Source organism: Arthrobacter sp. cf158 (genome assembly GCF_900106835.1).
Classification (GTDB): Bacteria; Actinomycetota; Actinomycetes; order Actinomycetales; family Micrococcaceae; genus Arthrobacter.
The window spans coordinates 431,980-449,204 of record NZ_FNNR01000003.1; the positions used below are offsets into that span (position 1 = coordinate 431,980).

Annotated in this window: 17 protein-coding genes; 10 read left to right on the forward strand and 7 right to left on the reverse strand. The window is 62.7% G+C overall.

What is annotated here, in order from left to right:
- Positions 1-115: 115 nt before the first annotated feature.
- Complete coding sequence (locus BLW08_RS07985) at positions 116-1,051, reverse strand: 5'-3' exonuclease (protein WP_254779767.1); 936 nt, start codon at positions 1,049-1,051, stop codon at positions 116-118.
- 176 nt (positions 1,052-1,227) lie between these two features.
- Here BLW08_RS07985 and BLW08_RS07990 point away from each other — a divergent pair, with 176 nt between their 5' ends.
- From BLW08_RS07990 to BLW08_RS08025, 8 genes are all read left to right on the forward strand, one after another.
- Positions 1,228-3,213, forward strand: a complete 1,986-nt coding sequence (locus BLW08_RS07990) for an FAD-binding monooxygenase (RefSeq protein WP_254779770.1) — start codon at positions 1,228-1,230, stop codon at positions 3,211-3,213.
- A gap of 221 nt (positions 3,214-3,434) precedes the next feature.
- A complete protein-coding gene (locus BLW08_RS07995; RefSeq protein ID WP_091324274.1) occupies positions 3,435-4,325 on the forward strand; it encodes a MurR/RpiR family transcriptional regulator in 891 nt (296 codons plus the stop codon).
- Positions 4,326-4,383: 58 nt separating this feature from the next.
- Positions 4,384-5,289: an NAD(P)-dependent oxidoreductase gene (locus tag BLW08_RS08000; RefSeq protein WP_091324276.1), complete on the forward strand. Its 906-nt coding sequence runs from the start codon at positions 4,384-4,386 to the stop codon at positions 5,287-5,289.
- A 31-nt stretch (positions 5,290-5,320) separates the two neighbouring features.
- The gene (locus tag BLW08_RS08005; RefSeq protein ID WP_091324278.1) at positions 5,321-6,868 is read left to right on the forward strand and encodes an aldehyde dehydrogenase family protein; all 1,548 of its coding nucleotides are present in this window, start codon (positions 5,321-5,323) and stop codon (positions 6,866-6,868) included.
- A gap of 12 nt (positions 6,869-6,880) precedes the next feature.
- Positions 6,881-8,107 carry an amidohydrolase gene (locus BLW08_RS08010; protein ID WP_091324279.1) on the forward strand — a complete coding sequence of 409 codons (1,227 nt, stop codon included), beginning with the start codon at positions 6,881-6,883 and terminating at the stop codon, positions 8,105-8,107.
- Entirely contained in the window at positions 8,104-9,474 is a 1,371-nt protein-coding gene (locus BLW08_RS08015) for a DUF3100 domain-containing protein (RefSeq protein ID WP_091324281.1), read from the forward strand. Before BLW08_RS08010 ends, BLW08_RS08015 begins: the two co-directional genes overlap by 4 nt.
- Positions 9,475-9,599: 125 nt before the next feature.
- Positions 9,600-10,766 carry a glycoside hydrolase family 26 protein gene (locus BLW08_RS08020; protein WP_091324283.1) on the forward strand — a complete coding sequence of 389 codons (1,167 nt, stop codon included), beginning with the start codon at positions 9,600-9,602 and terminating at the stop codon, positions 10,764-10,766.
- Positions 10,767-10,842: 76 nt separating this feature from the next.
- On the forward strand, positions 10,843-12,132 hold the full coding sequence (locus BLW08_RS08025; protein ID WP_091324284.1) for an MFS transporter: 1,290 nt from the start codon (positions 10,843-10,845) through the stop codon (positions 12,130-12,132).
- Between the two features lie 23 nt (positions 12,133-12,155).
- Here the strand turns inward: BLW08_RS08025 and BLW08_RS08030 are convergent, their stop codons facing one another.
- Positions 12,156-12,740, reverse strand: a complete 585-nt coding sequence (locus tag BLW08_RS08030; RefSeq protein WP_175538615.1) for a carboxymuconolactone decarboxylase family protein — start codon at positions 12,738-12,740, stop codon at positions 12,156-12,158.
- A 46-nt stretch (positions 12,741-12,786) separates the two neighbouring features.
- Positions 12,787-14,184, reverse strand: a complete 1,398-nt coding sequence (locus BLW08_RS08035; protein ID WP_091324286.1) for an acyl-CoA dehydrogenase family protein — start codon at positions 14,182-14,184, stop codon at positions 12,787-12,789.
- Between the two features lie 115 nt (positions 14,185-14,299).
- On the opposite strand from BLW08_RS08035, the gene BLW08_RS08040 reads away from it, so the two are divergent.
- Entirely contained in the window at positions 14,300-14,560 is a 261-nt protein-coding gene (locus BLW08_RS08040; RefSeq protein ID WP_091324288.1) for a hypothetical protein, read from the forward strand.
- Position 14,561: 1 nt separating this feature from the next.
- Here the strand turns inward: BLW08_RS08040 and BLW08_RS08045 are convergent, their stop codons facing one another.
- Together BLW08_RS08045 and BLW08_RS08050 are read right to left on the reverse strand one after the other, a co-directional pair.
- A complete protein-coding gene (locus BLW08_RS08045) occupies positions 14,562-14,915 on the reverse strand; it encodes a TraR/DksA family transcriptional regulator (protein WP_091324289.1) in 354 nt (117 codons plus the stop codon).
- Between the two features lie 23 nt (positions 14,916-14,938).
- Positions 14,939-15,421 (reverse strand): pyridoxamine 5'-phosphate oxidase family protein, encoded by a 483-nt coding sequence (locus BLW08_RS08050; protein WP_091324291.1) that lies wholly within the window; start codon positions 15,419-15,421, stop codon positions 14,939-14,941.
- Positions 15,422-15,658: 237 nt separating this feature from the next.
- Here BLW08_RS08050 and BLW08_RS08055 point away from each other — a divergent pair, with 237 nt between their 5' ends.
- Positions 15,659-16,096 carry a hypothetical protein gene (locus BLW08_RS08055; protein WP_175538616.1) on the forward strand — a complete coding sequence of 146 codons (438 nt, stop codon included), beginning with the start codon at positions 15,659-15,661 and terminating at the stop codon, positions 16,094-16,096.
- On the opposite strand, the gene BLW08_RS08060 is transcribed toward BLW08_RS08055, so the two are convergent.
- Both BLW08_RS08060 and BLW08_RS08065 read right to left on the reverse strand, forming a co-directional pair.
- A complete protein-coding gene (locus BLW08_RS08060) occupies positions 16,093-16,707 on the reverse strand; it encodes a dihydrofolate reductase family protein (RefSeq protein ID WP_091324293.1) in 615 nt (204 codons plus the stop codon). The two genes, BLW08_RS08055 and BLW08_RS08060, sit on opposite strands and share 4 nt — an antisense overlap.
- An 84-nt stretch (positions 16,708-16,791) precedes the next feature.
- Positions 16,792-17,187 (reverse strand): hypothetical protein, encoded by a 396-nt coding sequence (locus BLW08_RS08065; RefSeq protein WP_090821184.1) that lies wholly within the window; start codon positions 17,185-17,187, stop codon positions 16,792-16,794.
- Between the last annotated feature and the right edge of the window lie 38 nt (positions 17,188-17,225).

Genomic DNA, 17,225 nt, shown 5'->3' on the forward strand with positions numbered 1-17,225 from the left:
GGGACGGTGAGTAGTGCCGTCCTCTTAACACCATGAGAGGGGAACCCCAGTTCAGGCTGTTCCCAACCTGTCATTCTTCTGTGAATCCAGGTGACAGGCTGTGCGCACTGTGCTTTCAGCCAAGCTTGTCCAAGGCGTCCAGCAGCCGCTTGACCGATCCGCCGAGGTTCCACTCACCGGCCAACTGCTCCAGCTCCGCCCGTGCCTCGCCAGTGACAGGCCGCAGTTCGGCACCCGCCTTTTCCAGGGTGGGCACCTTCAGGTCGCGCACCACATTGACGACGGCGGGTGCCACCTTCAGGTAGTCCGCCGCGGCCGACAGTTTGGCCCGGATGCCGGCGGACAGGCCGCCGTCGGGCGCTTCCGCTGCTGCCAGCAGCCCCTCCAGCGAGCCGTGGGCGCCAAGCAAGGACGCGGCTGTCTTTTCGCCGATCCCGGCAACACCCGGCAGTCCGTCGGAAGCGTCTCCGCGAAGGGTGGCGAAATCGGCGTATTGCTGGGGCAGCACACGGTATTTGCCCACCACAACAACGTCCGTAAGTATCTCCAGGTTCTTCATCCCGCGGGCGGTGTAAATGACCCGGACCCCGCGGTTGTCATCAACCAACTGGAAAAGGTCACGGTCGCCGGTGACTACGTCCGTGGGGAACTCTGCCTGGCTGGCATAGGTTCCGATGACATCGTCAGCCTCATGCTCGTCCACACCCACCACTGCTATACCCGCGAGACCCAGCACGCGGCGGATCATGGGAATTTGCGCTTCCAGCGGGTCCGGGACCACCTCGACGTCGGGCCCATCGGCAATAATCTCGGCAACCCTGTGGGATTTGTAGCTTGGGATCAGGTCCACACGCCACTGTGGGCGCCAATCATTGTCCCAGCAGGCCACCAGATGTGTCGCCTCATAGTCAGTAGTGAGCCGGGCAATCATGTCCATCAGTCCGCGGACAGCATTGACGGGCGTTCCGTCATCGCGTCGGATCGAATCCGGTACGCCGTAGAAGGCACGGAAGTACAACGAGGCAGTGTCCAAAAGCATCAATCGCGGCATACCTGATCCTGACATGCTGCAGCCCATTCAGGGAGAACCGACGCCGAATCCACCAAGGGAAGCCCAAATGCTTGAACAGTACTGTGAGCCGCATTACGATTGTGTGAGCGATAATAGAACAAGGTGTTCTATTATCGAACAACCTACAGATGCCCACAAAGAAGTGAGGAAAGCCCGTGCAGTTCCACCACCACGGTTACGTATCCGGTGACCCCAGAGTTGAGCCGGCGTCCGGCGTCGGAATCAATCGACCAGCCGGGCTTCCCGATGAAGTTGATGTCCTCATCGTGGGCAGTGGCCCCGCTGGCATGCTGACCGCAGCGCAGCTCTCACAGTTCCCCGACGTCACAACGCGCATCGTGGAGCGCCGCGCCGGCAGGCTGGCCATTGGCCAGGCCGATGGCATCCAGGCCCGGAGCGTGGAAACCTTCCAGGCCTTTGGCTTTGCCGAACGCATCATCGCCGAGGCGTACCGCATTACCGAGATGGCATTCTGGAAGCCGGATCCAGCCGACCACTCGCGCATCGTGCGTGCTGCCCGCGCAGTGGACGACCCCGCCGGCATCAGCGAATTCCCGCACCTGATCGTGAATCAGGCACGCGTCCTGGACTACTTTGCCGAGTTCATGGCCAACTCCCCCGCACGGATGACGCCGGACTACGGCTATGAATTCCACGGCCTTGAGGTCACGGGTGAGGGCGACTACCCGGTGTCCGTCACGCTGGGTTACACCTCCGGCCCCAACGAGGGCCAAGAGCGCATCATCCGGGCCAAGTACGTGGTTGGCGCCGACGGCGCGCGCAGCAAGGTCCGTGAGTCGATTGGCTGCCACCTGGCCGGCGATCAGGCCAATCACGCCTGGGGCGTCATGGACGTCCTCGCCGTGACCGACTTCCCCGATATCCGCACCAAGTGCGCCATCCAATCCGGCGCCGGCGGAAGCATCCTGCTGATCCCCCGCGAAGGCGGCCACCTCTTCCGCATGTACGTGGACCTGGGCGAAGTTGCCGCCGATGATCGCGGGGCCGTCAGGAAGACCACCATTGAGCAGATCATCCAGAAGGCCAACGACATTCTCCACCCCTATACCCTGGACGTCCGCAATGTCGCGTGGCACAGCGTTTATGAGGTAGGCCACCGCCTCACAGACAGGTTCGACGACGTCCTGCCGGAGGAGCGCGGCACACGGACCCCACGGGTCTTCATCACCGGGGATGCCTGCCACACCCACAGCGCCAAAGCTGGCCAGGGGATGAACGTCTCCATGCAGGACGGTTTCAACATCGGCTGGAAACTGGGGCACGTCCTGGAGGGCCGAAGCCCGGAAAGCCTGCTGGACACCTACTCGGCAGAGCGCCAGGTGGTGGCGAAGAACCTGATCGACTTCGACAAGCAGTGGTCAACCCTGATGGCCAAGAAGCCCGAAGAGTTCGAAGACCCTGCGGAGCTGGAAACGTTCTACACCAGCACCGCCGAATTTCCCGCAGGCTTCATGACGCAGTACGCGCCGTCCCTGCTGGTTGCCGAACCCCGGCACCAGGAGCTTGCCACGGGCTTCCCCCTGGGGAAGCGCTTCAAGTCCGCGCCCGTGCTGAGGGTCTGCGACACCAATCCGATGCACCTGGGCCATCACGCCAAGGCCGACGGCCGCTGGCGGATCTACGTGTTCGCCGACGCCGCACGGGCAGGCGCCCCGGGCCCGGTAGCGGACTTTGCCGAGTGGATCGCGAACTCGCCCGATTCGCCGCTGGCCGCCACGCCGTCGCACTCTGACAGGGACGCCTGGTTCGATGTGAAGGTGATCTACCAGCAGGACCATACGGCGATCGACATCAACGCCGTCCCGGGGGCATTCAAGCCGACCGTTGGGCCCTTCGAGCTCACATATCTTGAGAAGGTGTTCGGCACTGATCCAGCGTCGGACATCTTTGAACTGCGCGGACTCAGCCGCGATGGCGTGGTGGTGGTGGTTCGCCCCGACCAATACGTGGCGAACGTCCTGCCGTTGACGGCCACAGCCGAGCTCGGCGCCTTCTTCGGGGCTGTGCACTCGGGAGCGGCTGTGCACTCGGGTGTGGCTGTGCACTCGGACGGAACGGCAGAGTCCACGCCAGCAGCAGACAAGAACGCAGCCGCGGGCCTGGTGAGCAACCAAGCTTAAGGAACCTGGGCAACCAGGACCAAGTAATGGCAGAGGTGCCGGGGACCCTCAAGGTCCCCGGCACTTGGCGTTTAAAGACTTTGGGGAAAGGCAGAGTGCTGTACGGGCTGATGGAAGGTTTACATGCCTGTAACGCAAACCACTAGTCGCAAACCAAATTGCAGAGTATGTTAAATGCAATGCAGTTTGCAGAGTGATGTGCGTTACAAGGAGTAGAGACCGTGACAACCAGGCAAGACGAGGCCGGAGCCGCCCCTGCGGGACGGGAGTCCGTGGATCATGCGTGGCTGGGTGACGCACTGCCGGAGGTGGCGCTGTCCAAGTCGCAGGCCCGGGTAGTGGAGGTCATCGCCCGCAACCCACAGCTTTCGTCGTACGCGGACATTGCAGAGATCGCCCAACGCTCGGACGTCAACAACTCCACGGTGGTCCGCACGGCCCAGCGCCTGGGATACCGTGGCTGGCCGGACCTCCAGCGCGAGCTGCGCTCCCGGTACCTGGTGATGATCTCCACCGAAGACACACTGCTTGAACACGGCGAACACCGCAGCCCCCTCCATGACGCACTGAACCACGACATTGAGAATTTGAGGCTGACCCTCGACTCGAACACTGCCGAAGACGTCGAAGCGGCCATCGCCGCCCTGGCGTCGGCGAAATCCATCACGGCCATCGGCATCGGATCCTTCGCCGGTCCGGCCAGCGTCATGGCACACCTCGGTTCCACCATGGGATACCCCATCTCCCTAGAAAACAGGGGCGGCGTCCACCTCGCCTCGGCAGCCAACAGCCTGGGACCCGGGGACGTGCTGGTAGTGGTCAACATGTGGCGTTCCGTCCAGCAAATCATCATCACAGCCGAAGCGGCCAAACAGGCAGGTGCCACTGTGATCGCCATCAGCGATATGCGGCGGGGACGCCTCGCCGCGGCCGCCGATCACTTGTTGATTGTGGCTTCGGAAGGGATCTCCTTCTTCCAATCCGTGACTGCAGCAAATTCCATGATCTATGGACTTCTGGCGGGTATGGAAGCGGCCCACCCAGAACGTAGCCGCACTGCCATCCGGCGCACCCAGCAACTGTGGAAAGACCTGGATATCTACCTGGACTGACACATGGTTCTGCCGCCGAATCTTCTTTCCCATCCAGACCCCCACTGAGGAGTACTTTATGAGCAACAATCGCCGCGTCGCCGTCATCGGCCTTGGATCCATGGGAGGCGCGATGGCCTCCACCCTGCACAACGCGGGCTGGAATGTCATTGGCTTTGATCCCTCGGAGGCCGCGCGTACTGCAGCTGCGGGGATTGGAGTGTCCACCACGGCCGAACTCCAGGATCTTGCCGGCACGCCCTACGCAGTGCTGTCGCTGCCGTCAGCCACCATTGTGGAGGCCACGGTTCCGGTGCTGCTCTCGGCACCCGGGACCATCGCAATCATTGACACCACCACGTCCGAACCGGGCACCAGTACAGCGATGAGCACTCTGGCGGAATCCAGCGGAGCTGCGTTTGTGGATGCCCCCGTTTCCGGCGGGCGTGAAGGAGCCGCAACCGGCAGCCTGAGTGCCTTTGTGGGTGCAACGGATCCTGCCCTGAAGGCCGCGCAGCCCATCCTTGAAGCACTCACCGGTGGCAAGTACGCCCACATTGGCGGACCTGGAAGCGGAAACGTGGTCAAGCTGCTGAACAACGTCCTTGCCGCAGCCAACCTCGTTGCTGTTGGCGAAGCCCTCGGCGTAGCGAAGGCCTACGGCATTGACCCGGCAGTGGCGGCCCGGAGCATCAGCGACGCATCCGGTGGAAGTAAAGTCTCGGCGGCCATGTACCCCAACTGGGTGTTGTCCGGCACCCACGATTCCGGCTTCTCCCTCGGCCTGATGGCTCGGGACGCCGCACTGGCCATTGAGGTGGCCCGGCAGATCGGCGAGCGACCAGAGCTTCTTGCGGCGGCGGCCGGCCAGTGGCAGGAAGCTCTGGCAGCCCTTGGCCCGGCGGCCGATTTCACCGAGATCGCCAGAACCGTAGCGCCCGCAGTAACTCCCGCCGGCGCCCCCAACACCACCCACGCAGCGTAGCCAGCCGCCCCAGCACTTGAAGGACACTACTTTGAGCATCACCATTGCCCCCGCAGCTACTTCCACGGCCACGGCCCGCGACGTCCTGGACGCTGCCTTCCCGGCAGGACTGGGCGCTTACCTGGACGGCGCGGTTGTCCCGGGATCGGGCCACTCCATCACCCTTACCTCGGCAGCCACTGGCGAAGCCTTCGCTACGTATGCCGATCCGGGCGCCGACGGTGCCAATGCCATCCTGGAGAGTTCCGTCCGTGGCGCTGCAACATGGGGCGCCTTGAACGGATTCGAACGCGCTGCCATCCTCCGCAACATCAGCACGGTGGTGGAAGCCCACAGTGAAGAACTGGCGATCCTTGAATCCGCCACCACCGGAAAGCCCATTCGTGACGCCCGCGTTGAAGCATCCAAAGTGGCCGAAATGTTCGGGTATTACGCCGGATGGGCAGACAAGCTGACCGGTCAGACCATCCCCGTGCCGGGACCGTGGCACACCTACACCGAGCGCGTGCCGTGGGGCGTCGTGGTGGCCATAACGCCGTGGAACGCCCCGCTCTTCACTGCGGGCTGGAACTCCGCCGCACCGCTGGCAGCCGGCAACGCCGTCATCATCAAGCCCAGCGAATTCACTCCCGCCACTACGGTCCGGCTGGCGCAGCTGGCACACCAGGCCGGCCTCCCGGACGGCGTCTTCAACGTGGCCACCGGCTTGGGACAGACCGTTGGTGCCAAGCTCACCTCGGATCGACGGGTTGGGAAGATCAGCTTCATCGGGTCCGTCCCTACCGGTCGCCGAGTGGCCGTGGCTGCTGCTGAATCGGGCATCCCGGCGCTGCTGGAACTTGGCGGCAAGAGCGCCAACATTGTCTTCGCCGACGCCGATTTGGAACGCGCGGCCGACGGCGCCGTATCGGCGATCTTCTCCGGTGCGGGCCAGTCCTGCGTGGCCGGTTCGCGCCTCCTCGTGGAGCGCAGCGTACATGCCCGGTTCGTGGAAATGGTGGCTGAACGTGCTGCCCGCCTCCGGGTCGGAGATCCGTTGGACGCGGCAACAGAGGTGGGCCCGATCATTACGGCCCCTCAATTCGCTACGGTCACCTCGCTGATTGAAGCAGGAATGCACGACGGCGGCCGCCGTCTCACGGGGGCGATGTTGCCCGAGTCGTTGGCCGGCTCCCCTTTGGCCGGCGGCCACTGGGTCATGCCGACGCTCTTGGATGGCGTGACCCCCGCAAACCGCTTGGAGACCACCGAAGTCTTTGGTCCTGTGGTGGGTGCCGACGCCTTTGACACCGAAGCTGAGGCCATCGCCCGGGCCAACAACACCACCTTCGGCTTGGCCGGCGCAGTGTGGACGTCAGATATTTCCCGCGCGCACCACATCGCCCGTGAGGTGAAGGCCGGGACGTTCTGGATCAACTCCTACAAGACCATCCACGTTGCTGTTCCTTTCGGCGGTTTCGGCGATTCCGGGCATGGCCGTTCGTCCGGGCCGGGAGTGCTTGACGAGTACACACAGACGAAGGCTGTCTGGGTGCCCACGCGAGCGGCCGGCTCCCCCTTCCCGTCACTGTCCTACTAACAGGAGGAACCCATGGAAATCGTCACATCAACCTCCTCGGGTGAAGGTCTTCGCCAAGCGCTGGCCGGTGGAGTCGCCACGTGGAAACCTCGCGTGCAGGCGTTGTCGGAGGATCTGCATGCAAACCCGGAAATCTCCTTCGAGGAAGTACGTGCGGCTGAGGCCATTACCTCGCTGTTGTCAGAAGGTGGATTCCATGTCACGCAGGGAACAGCAGATTTGCCCACTGCGTTTACGGCGAGCGCCGGAACAGGTGATCTGGTTGTTGCCTTGTGCGTGGAATATGATGCCCTGCCCTCGGTGGGCCATGCCTGCGGACACAACCTCATCGCGGGCGCTTCCGTGGCGGCGGCCTTGGCGCTCCTTCCCCATGTGGACGAGCTCGGTATTACGTTGAAGGCGATCGGCACCCCGGCGGAGGAGCATGGCGGGGGCAAGGTGCTGATGCTTGAGCGGGGCGCCTTTGACGGCGTCGGGCTGGCTTTGATGGTCCATCCCGTCCAGGACGGCGTGACCTACAACCCGGCGGGGACCACGGCGCAAGCTGTGGGCCGCTATGAGGCGGTGTTTACCGGTAAGGCCGCCCATGCTGCCGCTGCCCCGCATTTGGGTGTCAATGCCGGGGACGCTGCCGTGCTCAGCCAAGTGGCCATTGGTTTGCTCCGTCAGCAAATTCCCGGAGATCACCGGGTGGCCTGCTACGTGGCGGAGGCTGGCCACGTCACCAATATCATTCCGGATCACGCGGTGGTTCCGTTTGAGTGCCGCGCGTTCACGCTCCCGGAATACGAGGCCTTGCTTGAGCGGGTGAGGCGGTGTTTTGAAGGAGCTGCCCTGGCCACCGGAACCACACTGGACATCACCGCTGCGGAGCCGCTCTATGAGCCGTTGGTCCAGGACGGAGAACTTGCCGCCCACTGGACTGAAGCCATGGATGCGTTCGGCAAAGACACGTCTCCGGCAGCGGGCATGGGTGGCGGTTCCACGGATATGGGGAACATCTCCCAGGTGATCCCGTCGCTGCATCCGTGGCTCAGCATCCCGGGTGCAAACGTACCCATCCACTCGCATGGCTTTGCGGCCCTTGCGAACACCCCTGAGGCATACGCCGTGATGTTCGAGGCAGCCACTGCGCTGGCCTGGACAGTGGCGGGTGCTGCAATAAATCCCCAACAGAGAGAACGCTTCGTCAAGGCGGCTTACCGCCGCGAAGCCCTGATTCAGGAAGCATCATCATGAGCACCAGCACCGAAACCGCGCGGACGGATAAGGCCGGCACACGGCTGACACTTCCCATTGCCGCGCTGGCGTTTGCCATTGCCCTTGCGGTCCAGTTCATCGGCCAGGCCAAGATTGATCTTGGCATTGGTGCGATCATCATCTTCCCCATGGTGTGGGGGCTAATTCTGGGCTTGTTGGTCTCAATCCAGAAATTCAAGCCGCTTGGCCTGGATCTGCAGCGGGTGGCGGCTGCCCTTGTTGGCGTCGCCGTTCTGCTCCTGGTGGCCAGGCTCGCCTTCAACATTGGGCCGAGCCTGCCGAGCCTCATCAAAGCCGGCCCGGCTCTTCTCCTGCAGGAAGTGGGCCACCTGCTGGGAACCATTGTGCTGGCGCTACCGCTCGCTGTGCTCCTGCGCATGGGCAAGGCGACGGTGGGCGCAACGTTCTCCCTTGACCGCGAACCGTCGTTCGCCATGGTCTCCGAGAAGTACGGTCCGGATTCCGACCAGTACCGGGGCGTTCTGGCCATGTACGTTTTTGGCACCCTGTTTGGCGCCATCTTCATTACGTTGCTGACTTCCCTGGTTGCCAACTGGAAGATCTTCGATCCACTGGCCCTCGCGATGGGAGCCGGCGTTGGCTCGGGCTCCATGATGGCTGCCTCAGCGGCGAGCATCATTGCTGCCTACCCGGGAGATCAGGAAGCCATTCTGGGCATGGCTGCCGTCTCCAACCTGATCACCACCATCCTGGGCGTCTACGTGGGCATTTACATCGCACTGCCTGTGGCTGACAAGTTCTACAAGGTGCTCACCCGCAACAAGGACTCGCAGAACGTCGCTGCCGGTACGGCTCCCCAGGCCCGCACAGCCGTTGAACTGGAGCAGGAAGAGGTCCAGGCCGAAGAGAACCGCCGCTTCCGTGAAGAGGTGGCAAAGTCCTCTGCGGCTATGAAGCTGCCGCTCTGGCTTTCCTTGTCCGTTCTGACGGTGCTGGGTGTTGGCACGGCGGCGGTGGCTGCAAAGGGCTTGAGCCTGTCCATCCTTGCCGGGTACGGCATCATGTTGGTGCTGGTTCTGGTCAGTCTGTTGCTCGCCAAGATCACCCGGAAGATCTCCGCCATTGTTTTCATCACCACCATCGGTGCGTATGTTTCGAGCCCGTGGTTCTTCGGATCCGGGGTACTGAATGAGGCCGTCAAGACGGTGGACTTCCTTTCCATTGCCACTGTGATGCTGACCCTGGCCGGGCTCTCGCTGGGCAAGGACATCCCGCTGCTGCGGAACATCGGGTGGAAAATCATTCCCGTGGGACTCGTGGCAATCACTGCGTCCTTCCTGCTCTCCACCGTCATCGCGGAGTTCGCTCTGGGCCTCTGGCACTAGCTGGATCCCCGCCAGGTTTCCTGGCGGCTTGTTGCAGGAAGGCCGACTGGCCCGGATGCCCGCTGCCTGTGGGGATCCGGGCCTTTTTGCTCCTGTTCGGCATCCGGGGTTGCTAGATTGGTGGAATGTTCAGGCGAAGCGCTGGGGGCGCAGTCATCGTTTCTGTTGGCTTGGCTGTGGCCGGTTGCGGTGCACCGCAACCGGCAGCCGCTCCGGAGTGCCGGCTCGTCACCGATCTGGCGCCGGAAAGCGGCATTCTCGCGGGGGTAAACCTCGATTGGGAACGCGAGACGCTCGCAGAGTATGCGTCGAGCCTGGGTCGGCGACCCGCCGTCGTCGTCAGTTTTTCGCCATTTCCGATGTCGGATAAGGACAAAATCAACGTCGATGCCGCTTTTGAACAGGTCAAGGGAAATGGCGGTACCCTGCTTCTGACTCTGGAGCCCCACAATGGACTCGCCGATGTAACCAAGGAGCGGGCTGAGGCTCTGGCCGGGCAGCTGGCGGGCTACAACAAGGCGGGCGTCCCCGTCATAGTGAGGTTCGCTCACGAGATGAACGGCTCTTGGTATGAGTGGGGCCAAAAGCCAGCCGAGTACATTGCCGCTTACAGGAGAGTTGCCGACGCCGTCCATCAGCAGGCACCGGGCAGCGACATGATGTGGGCGCCAAACTACGGCGGCGGCTATCCCTTCAGCGGTGGCCAGCACCAGGCTGCCGCAGGGTCGGTGGACGCCGCAGCGCTGGATACCGACGGCGATGGTTCAGTGAGCGCGGCCGATGACCCCTACCAGCCGTACTATCCGGGCGACGACGCAGTGGACTGGGTGGGCATGTCCCTCTACCACTGGGGCAGTAGCTACCCCTGGGGTGCGAATGTGCTGCCCGAAGAGGGGAAGTTCCTGCAGCAGCTCACCGGTACCTACAACGGGGCCGGCGGCAACGACCTCACGGTGCCGGACTTCTACAAGGACTACGGCGAAGCCAGGAACAAACCGGTGGCCATCCCGGAGACAGCCGCACTCAGTATCCCGTCGCGCGAAGGCGCCAGCCCCTTGGCCATCAAGCAGGCATGGTGGCAGCAGTTGTTCGACCCCGCAATCCCCCGTGACTACCCTGAACTGAAAATGATCAATTGGTTCGAGTGGGACAAGCTGGAGGTTGAGGTCAAGGACAACGTCGACTGGACGGTTGCGCAGGACCCCACGGTCCGTGACGCGTATATTGCGGATCTGCCATCGTGGTTTGTCAGTGCCGGGGAACCAAAGGAGTGCACCCCGCAGGCGTCATAGCAACCGCACGGCTGGGCCGTCACTCCCGGAAGCCGCTACCCATGGAATACCCAGCCAAACAGGACGACAATGAACTGTGGTCCATCCTCGCAGCGGCGGGGGCGGCGACACCCTCAACGACGCCGCCCGAAAAATACAACGCGTCTACCTCACCCTGACGCTGGGCAATACCATTGCGGCATCCTTCATCTGGGGCATCAATACGCTCTTCCTGCTGGACGCAGGGCTGAGCAACCTCGAGGCCTTCGCGGCCAACGCCTTCTTTACGGCCGGCATGGTTCTTTTCGAGGTACCCACCGGCGTGATCGCCGATGGCTGGGGCCGGCGGGTGTCGTTCCTGCTCGGCACCGTGACGTTGGCGGCGTCAACCTACCTGTATTTCGTGCTGTGGCAGATCTCCGCGCCCTTCTGGATGTGGGCTGTGGTCTCAGTACTGCTTGGCCTCGGCTTCACCTTCTTCTCCGGTGCAGTGGAGGCATGGCTGGTGGATGCTTTGCGCTACTCCGGATATGAGGGCGGCCTGGAGGTTGTTCTCGGGCGGGGGCAGATGGTGCAGGGCGTCGCGATGCTGTTGGGGTCCGTTGCCGGTGGCGTCATTGCCCAAGCCACCAACCTGGGCGTGCCGTTCCTCCTGCGAGTCGCGGTGCTGGTGGCCATGTTTGCGGTCGCCTTTGGATTAATGCACGACGTCGGCTTCTCACCGGAGCGTTCAACGCACCCCCTGAGGGCCACCCGGGCCGTCCTCACGGCGTCAATCGACAACGGTTTGAAAAACCCGCCCGTCCGGTACGTCATGCTCGCCGCCCCCTTCAGTGCCGGCGTCGGGATCTATGTCTTTTATGCCCTGCAGCCGTACCTGCTGGATCTCTTCGGCGACCCCAAGGCCTACTCCGTGGCAGGCTTGGCTGCGGCGATTGTGGCAGGTTCACAGGTCCTGGGCGGCTGGCTGGCACCCCATGCACGGGAGCTGTTCCACAAACGTACGTCAGTGCTGATTCTAAGTGGCGTGGTGGGAGCCTTGATTCTCCTGGTTCTCGGCTTTACCCGGATCTTTTGGGTGGCCCTGGTGTTGCTGGCCCTCTGGGCTGTGGTGGGCTCAGCGGCTACTCCCATCCGGCAGGCCTACGTCAACGACATGATTCCGTCCAAGCAGCGGGCAACGGTCCTCAGCTTCGATTCCCTCATGGGCTCCAGCGGTGGTGTGGTGGTCCAGCCGCTCCTGGGCCGGAGCGCAGACCTCTACGGGTATCCAACGTCGCTGGCCTTGGCAGGTGTGATCGAACTCATCGCCGTGCCATTCCTGCTGGCCAGCCGGAAGCAGCACCCCACTGCGGACCGGTCCAGCACGTCACCGTCGCCCGCCTAGCCGCGTGACTGCCCGACGACGGCTCACCCACCCGCCTGGGGTGGGGCTGACAAGAGGGCGTCCTGGAGTTCCGGACTCACCCCCGGCGGAACGTCGAGCTCAACCGCCAACGCCAGCAGCGCCCTGCTGAAGTAGTTCCTGGCAGCGGCAGCCAGGGTGATGTCCGCTATCTCCCGGTCACTGAACCCAGCTTCACGCAACTGCCGGGAGTCGTCGTCGTTCATGGAGGCCGCATCGGTACTCAGCTTCACCGCGTAGTCCATCATGGCCACTTCCTCCGGCGGGAGACCGGCGTGATGAAAGTCGCGGGCAATCGCGATGAGTTGTTCCTCATCGATGATGGTGAGTGTCTTCTTCCCATGGGCCAGTCTGCAGTGGGATGACCCGATTGCTTGGGCAGCCGCGAGGGTCACCAACTCGTAGCGGCGCAGGCCCAGCGATGAACTGATGGCCTGTGTCAGGGCTTCCCACACCACATGCGCCTCTGGATTCAGGCTCATTGCCTTGGTGTGGCTGGGAACGTACCCCATGGATTTGACGTCTGCGGCGTAGATTTCAGCGGTCAGGCCGGTAGCTTCGCCTTCGGAGGGCGCTGTGAGGATGGACATGCCGGCTATTTTGGCCCTGCCTTCGACTTTTGTAAATGAGCAGGCCCTAGAAGGAGGGAACCGTGAACCCGAGCCCCAACAGGCCCCTGCCTGACTGCTCAATAATCGGATCGATGCTCAGCGTTGGATGATTCAGCAGAACGTTCACATCCCGCTGGATGCGCTGCAGGGGGTGGGACAACCTGTGGGCACTGCCACCCGATGCCGAAGCGATGAGGCGGACCGCTTCCTCCGATGCTTGACCGCTGAGGGCCAAGGACAAGCGGTAACTGGCTCGTTCGTGGTCGGTAGGCTCCCCACCGGGCCGATCCTGTGCAGACACAAGGATCTGAACGGCTTCCTGCCAGTGCAGGCGTGCCGTGGTGACCACGCCGAATGCTTGGGAGAAACGAGCTTGGGCAAGCACGGAATCTGCCTGACGCGATTCGGTAGTGTTTTTCACCTTCAGGACCATGAGCTGATCCCGGAAGAGCTCGATCGCATACTCAGCGCTCCCCAACGCCGTGGAGGGTGCCACCATGTTCAGCAATGCCGCCATGGGCGTGCGCAGTAAGGGGTCCGGATGGATCAGGCTGCCAGGGTTGCTGGCCGCGCTTAACAACTGCCAGTCCACCACCCGATGCTCCGGGACAAACAGTCCGTCGGCCCGGAGGTCGTTACTGCCGGTCCCCCGCAGCCCGGCCGTATGCCAGGCGTCCAGCAACTCCAGCGCGCCGACCGGCACCAGGGCCTGCAGGCGCACACCGTCGCATTGAACTGCCAGCAGCGCCCATTCCGAATGCATCACCCCGGACGCAAAGCTCCAATGTCCCGAGATGGAGAAGCCGCCCGGAACTCTCGTTGCCTCGCCGACGGGAGCTCCGGTGGCAGCCGCCAGGGGCACAGCACCCTGGCCGAAGACTTCATTTTGCACCCGACGTGGCCAGCGCGCCAGCATCCAGACGTGCTCCATCAGGTGTCCGGTTGTCCATGCAGTGGATGCGCATCCACGGGCCAAGCGCCGAATCACCTCAACGTACGTCTCCACGCCCATGCCGTAGCCACCGTGTGCTTGAGGGGCCAGGACGCGAAAGACCCCTGCCGACGTCAACTCTTCCACCGTGGACTCCGGCAAACGGCGAAGATGCTCCGTCTCCTCAGCGCGTTGGCGTAGGCGCGGGATCAACGTATCCACGAGGTTGATCACGTGATCGTGGCCTGGACCAGCACTGTGAGTCTCTGCAGGAAACTCCACGGTGTGTCCGGTTCGGCCTCCATCATGTTCCCTGCCATACGTGAGGCCATGTAAGGTCATGGCCTCCGCCGTTGCGGTGAACCCCTCCGCACATCGCTGCGGTGTTGACACATTGCTCCGGACGATAGCCTTGGGCGCGGAGCCGGGCTGCTGTGGGATCTCAAGGCAGGCGGTCATCAGGGGGTCCTCGACATTCGACGAAAAAGGCATTGGTTGAAGCTTCAAGTTACGCTACATCGCATTGCTTGAGCCTGCAACTAAATGACACCGAAAGTAGTCACATGGGCCAGACTGAACACACCCCCAAAGAAAGCGCGGACTCGCCATGATCCCCCTGCAGCAGGACCCCCAAGGATTTATCCGCATGAACAGGCATTTCCCGGCAACCGCCGCAGTGGCCGTCAACTTTGCCGACGGTACCCAGGAAGTCTTCACAGGGCGCCGACTCAACGAAATCTACGACGAAGCGCTTGCGGCCTACCGCGCGGGCAACAACCTGGACGCGAAAGGATTCTCCCGTGGCCCGCAGAAGAAGGTCCAGCAGGGCATAGAGTTCGTTCCCGTGTCTCCAGGAATGGCCAGCTGAATCAAGCCCTGCCGGCCGCGTGGGCCACGCAGAAGGGCGTCCATGGCCGGGCTTCAAGCCGCCCTTCCGGGATGGCACGGCCACAGACGGCACAGTAACCGTACCTTCCGTCTGCAATGCGGCCCAGCGCCTCCTCAATCTGCCCCAGGCCTGCTTTGCTTTGGGACAGAAGCGCCGAGGCCTGCGACAACTCAAAGGCGATGGTGCTGCCTTCCGGATCATGCTCATCATCCACATTGGAGTCCACCCGGGCGGCAGCCACCGAGCTGATGTCGCTCCTCAAAGCCGCAAGCAGGGCGAGTTTCCGCTCGCGCTCCGCCTCCAGGAGTTCCCGGAAACGGGCTACGTCAACCATCGGCGCTCGACGCTAAATGCAATTCACAGTTCCACCGTGCCACTTTCACCGACGCTCATCCGGGAGTCGGTGACCTTGGACTTGACCCACTGAATCACTGTTGCCATGGTGCCTCCCGGGCTGGTCCAATACTCCGCAGACTCGGAGTCGACCCGGATCAGGCAAACCTCGGGTGATTCAGGGCCGTCCGGGTACCAGGCCTCTACTACCTGATTCCACATCCCGCGGATCTTGGCACGGTCTGTCACCACGTGGGCAGTTCCGGCAACGGAAACCCATTCCGTGCTTTTGCCGAAGGATACATTGACCCTGGAATCGGCACGCAGCTGCGCCACCTGGGATGTGCCGAGCCCGGTGAAGAACCACAGATCGCCGTCCTCCTGGACTTCCTGGACAGCGAGGGGCCGGCTGACAAGTGCGCCTTCCGCATTAATGGTGGTCAGCATGCCAATCCTGGAATTATTGATGATATCCGTGACTTTCTTGATGCCCTGCTCTTCAGCCATTCCGGGCCCCTTTCGTCCGCAGCGGGGTCGATCCCCGCTCGTCAGCCTATTAGTAAGTCTCCTTATTTACTAGTTTTCCTTCCAACCGTCCCCGTCGCGCACCGAGGATGCAAGGCGTTGCATGGACGGGGAAACCTGCGGCTCATTGGGAATCATGGCGGCTCCCCGCCCGTTTCTTTCAGCAGAAGACCCGCCTCCTGCGGGCACCTGAAACGACAGGAAGTTTGGGGACTGACCATGACGTTGAACGAGACGATAGCCCGCCTCCGCGCCGGACACCTGATGGTCCGCGACGCCGGAGAGTGGGACGCGCTGTCCACGGAACTCGGCGCCGCCTACATCACCAACGACGACGAACTGGTGGAACAGCTGCGTCCACCGTTCCTCCAGTCCTGGAGGACCGTCACAAGGTACGTCCTCCGTGACATGTTCGAGTCTGCGGAAATTGACGTCACCGAACCCGGCCATCCCTGGGGAATCGCAACGCTCACCGGAAACGGAACCACGGCGGAACCGCTTCTCTGCTTTCCAGGCTCAACACACGGCGGCTCAGTTGAGGCTGCCGGGGTCCACGGTATCCGCCTCATGACCTTTGAAGAGACCATGGCCCACTACACCAACTGCCTGGAACACCTCCTTGCCCGTGAGAACGCGCAGGCTGAACTGCCCCGCTAATCCCGGCTCAGGGGTGAATCGATAACGCGGGGAACGTACTCCAGCAACTGGAGACGCCCGTCAAACGTCCGGCTCTGGATCATGTCCAGGGCTACATCCGGGTACCCGTCGTAGATCCGTTCGCGGCCCGTCTTCCCCGTGATCACGGGAAAGACAACCAGACGGTACCTGTCCACGAGGCCTGCCTTGAGCAGCGAACGGCAAAGGCTCAGGCTGCCGAGTGTACTGAACGTGCCCGCCCGGCTCCGCTTCAATTCCCTTACGGCCTCCACGGCGTCCCCTGAAATCAGCTCGGAGTTGGGCCACACCAGGGGTTCGGTGAGTGTGGAGGAGAAAATGATCTTGGGCATGGCCGCCAAGCCCGTCAAACTCGCACCCTCTTCCTCCGAAAACCCGGAGCTGTCTTCCGAGGCTTCCTGGGACATGCCGGCCATCACCCGATAGGTATTGGCGCCCATGAGGGTGGTGAAATCCTGCTTTCCTTCTTCCTCGAGCCAGGCCAGGTACTCCGGCCCCTCCAGTCCCCACCAGCCGGGCCAACCTTCGGCTGAGGCGTAGCCGTCAAGGGAAATGATCAGGTCCACCATCAGGGTTGCGGTCGTCTCACTCATAGCAGTCTCCTCAATTGAGCAATGCGCGTTGACCGTGCGCGGAAATGCTAGCCCCGGAGGGATCGGGCGTTCAAGAGGTCCACGCTAGAGGAGGAGAAGGACGAAGCCGCCCAGGGTACTCACGATCCCGACGCCAGTGAGTATCCAGCCCAGAATCAGAATGGTGTGGTCGTGGCGTGGCGGCTGGAGGGAACATCGCGAGGGGTGGCAAACGTCATAATGGACCAGCACAGCAGACGAAGCGATACTGCCGTCCTTGGCCGCAACGTCCAACAGGACCTTTTGTTCCTCGTTGGCTTGGTCCACCCATTGCAGGCCCAGGAAGCCCCCGGCGGCAAACTGCTCCCCTTGGGCGGTGACCCATTGGCACCGGCGTCTGGCGATAACCCACGCGATGATCAAGAGGGGCACGCCGGGGACGAACCCCACCCACGTCATCATTTCCAGGATGGGGCCAAGGACATCCAGGGAACCGGCCATGAGTTGATCCTAAGCGCAACTGATGAACCGGCTGCATC

Bases quoted from the DNA above. Each gene is read 5' to 3' on its own strand.
- BLW08_RS08030 (WP_175538615.1), bottom strand. From the start codon at position 12,740: ATGTCCATCCTCACAGCGCCCTCCGAAGGCGAAGCTACCGGCCTGACC.
- BLW08_RS08060 (WP_091324293.1), bottom strand. From the start codon at position 16,707: ATGAGTGAGACGACCGCAACCCTGATGGTGGACCTGATCATTTCCCTT.
- BLW08_RS08040 (WP_091324288.1), top strand. From the start codon at position 14,300: ATGATCCCCCTGCAGCAGGACCCCCAAGGATTTATCCGCATGAACAGG.
- BLW08_RS08015 (WP_091324281.1), top strand. From the start codon at position 8,104: ATGAGCACCAGCACCGAAACCGCGCGGACGGATAAGGCCGGCACACGG.
- BLW08_RS08055 (WP_175538616.1), top strand. From the start codon at position 15,659: ATGACGTTGAACGAGACGATAGCCCGCCTCCGCGCCGGACACCTGATG.
- BLW08_RS08010 (WP_091324279.1), top strand. From the start codon at position 6,881: ATGGAAATCGTCACATCAACCTCCTCGGGTGAAGGTCTTCGCCAAGCG.
- BLW08_RS08065 (WP_090821184.1), bottom strand. From the start codon at position 17,187: ATGGCCGGTTCCCTGGATGTCCTTGGCCCCATCCTGGAAATGATGACG.
- BLW08_RS08045 (WP_091324289.1), bottom strand. From the start codon at position 14,915: ATGGTTGACGTAGCCCGTTTCCGGGAACTCCTGGAGGCGGAGCGCGAG.
- BLW08_RS08020 (WP_091324283.1), top strand. From the start codon at position 9,600: ATGTTCAGGCGAAGCGCTGGGGGCGCAGTCATCGTTTCTGTTGGCTTG.
- BLW08_RS08000 (WP_091324276.1), top strand. From the start codon at position 4,384: ATGAGCAACAATCGCCGCGTCGCCGTCATCGGCCTTGGATCCATGGGA.
- BLW08_RS08035 (WP_091324286.1), bottom strand. From the start codon at position 14,184: ATGCCTTTTTCGTCGAATGTCGAGGACCCCCTGATGACCGCCTGCCTT.
- BLW08_RS08050 (WP_091324291.1), bottom strand. From the start codon at position 15,421: ATGGCTGAAGAGCAGGGCATCAAGAAAGTCACGGATATCATCAATAAT.
- BLW08_RS07985 (WP_254779767.1), bottom strand. From the start codon at position 1,051: ATGCCGCGATTGATGCTTTTGGACACTGCCTCGTTGTACTTCCGTGCC.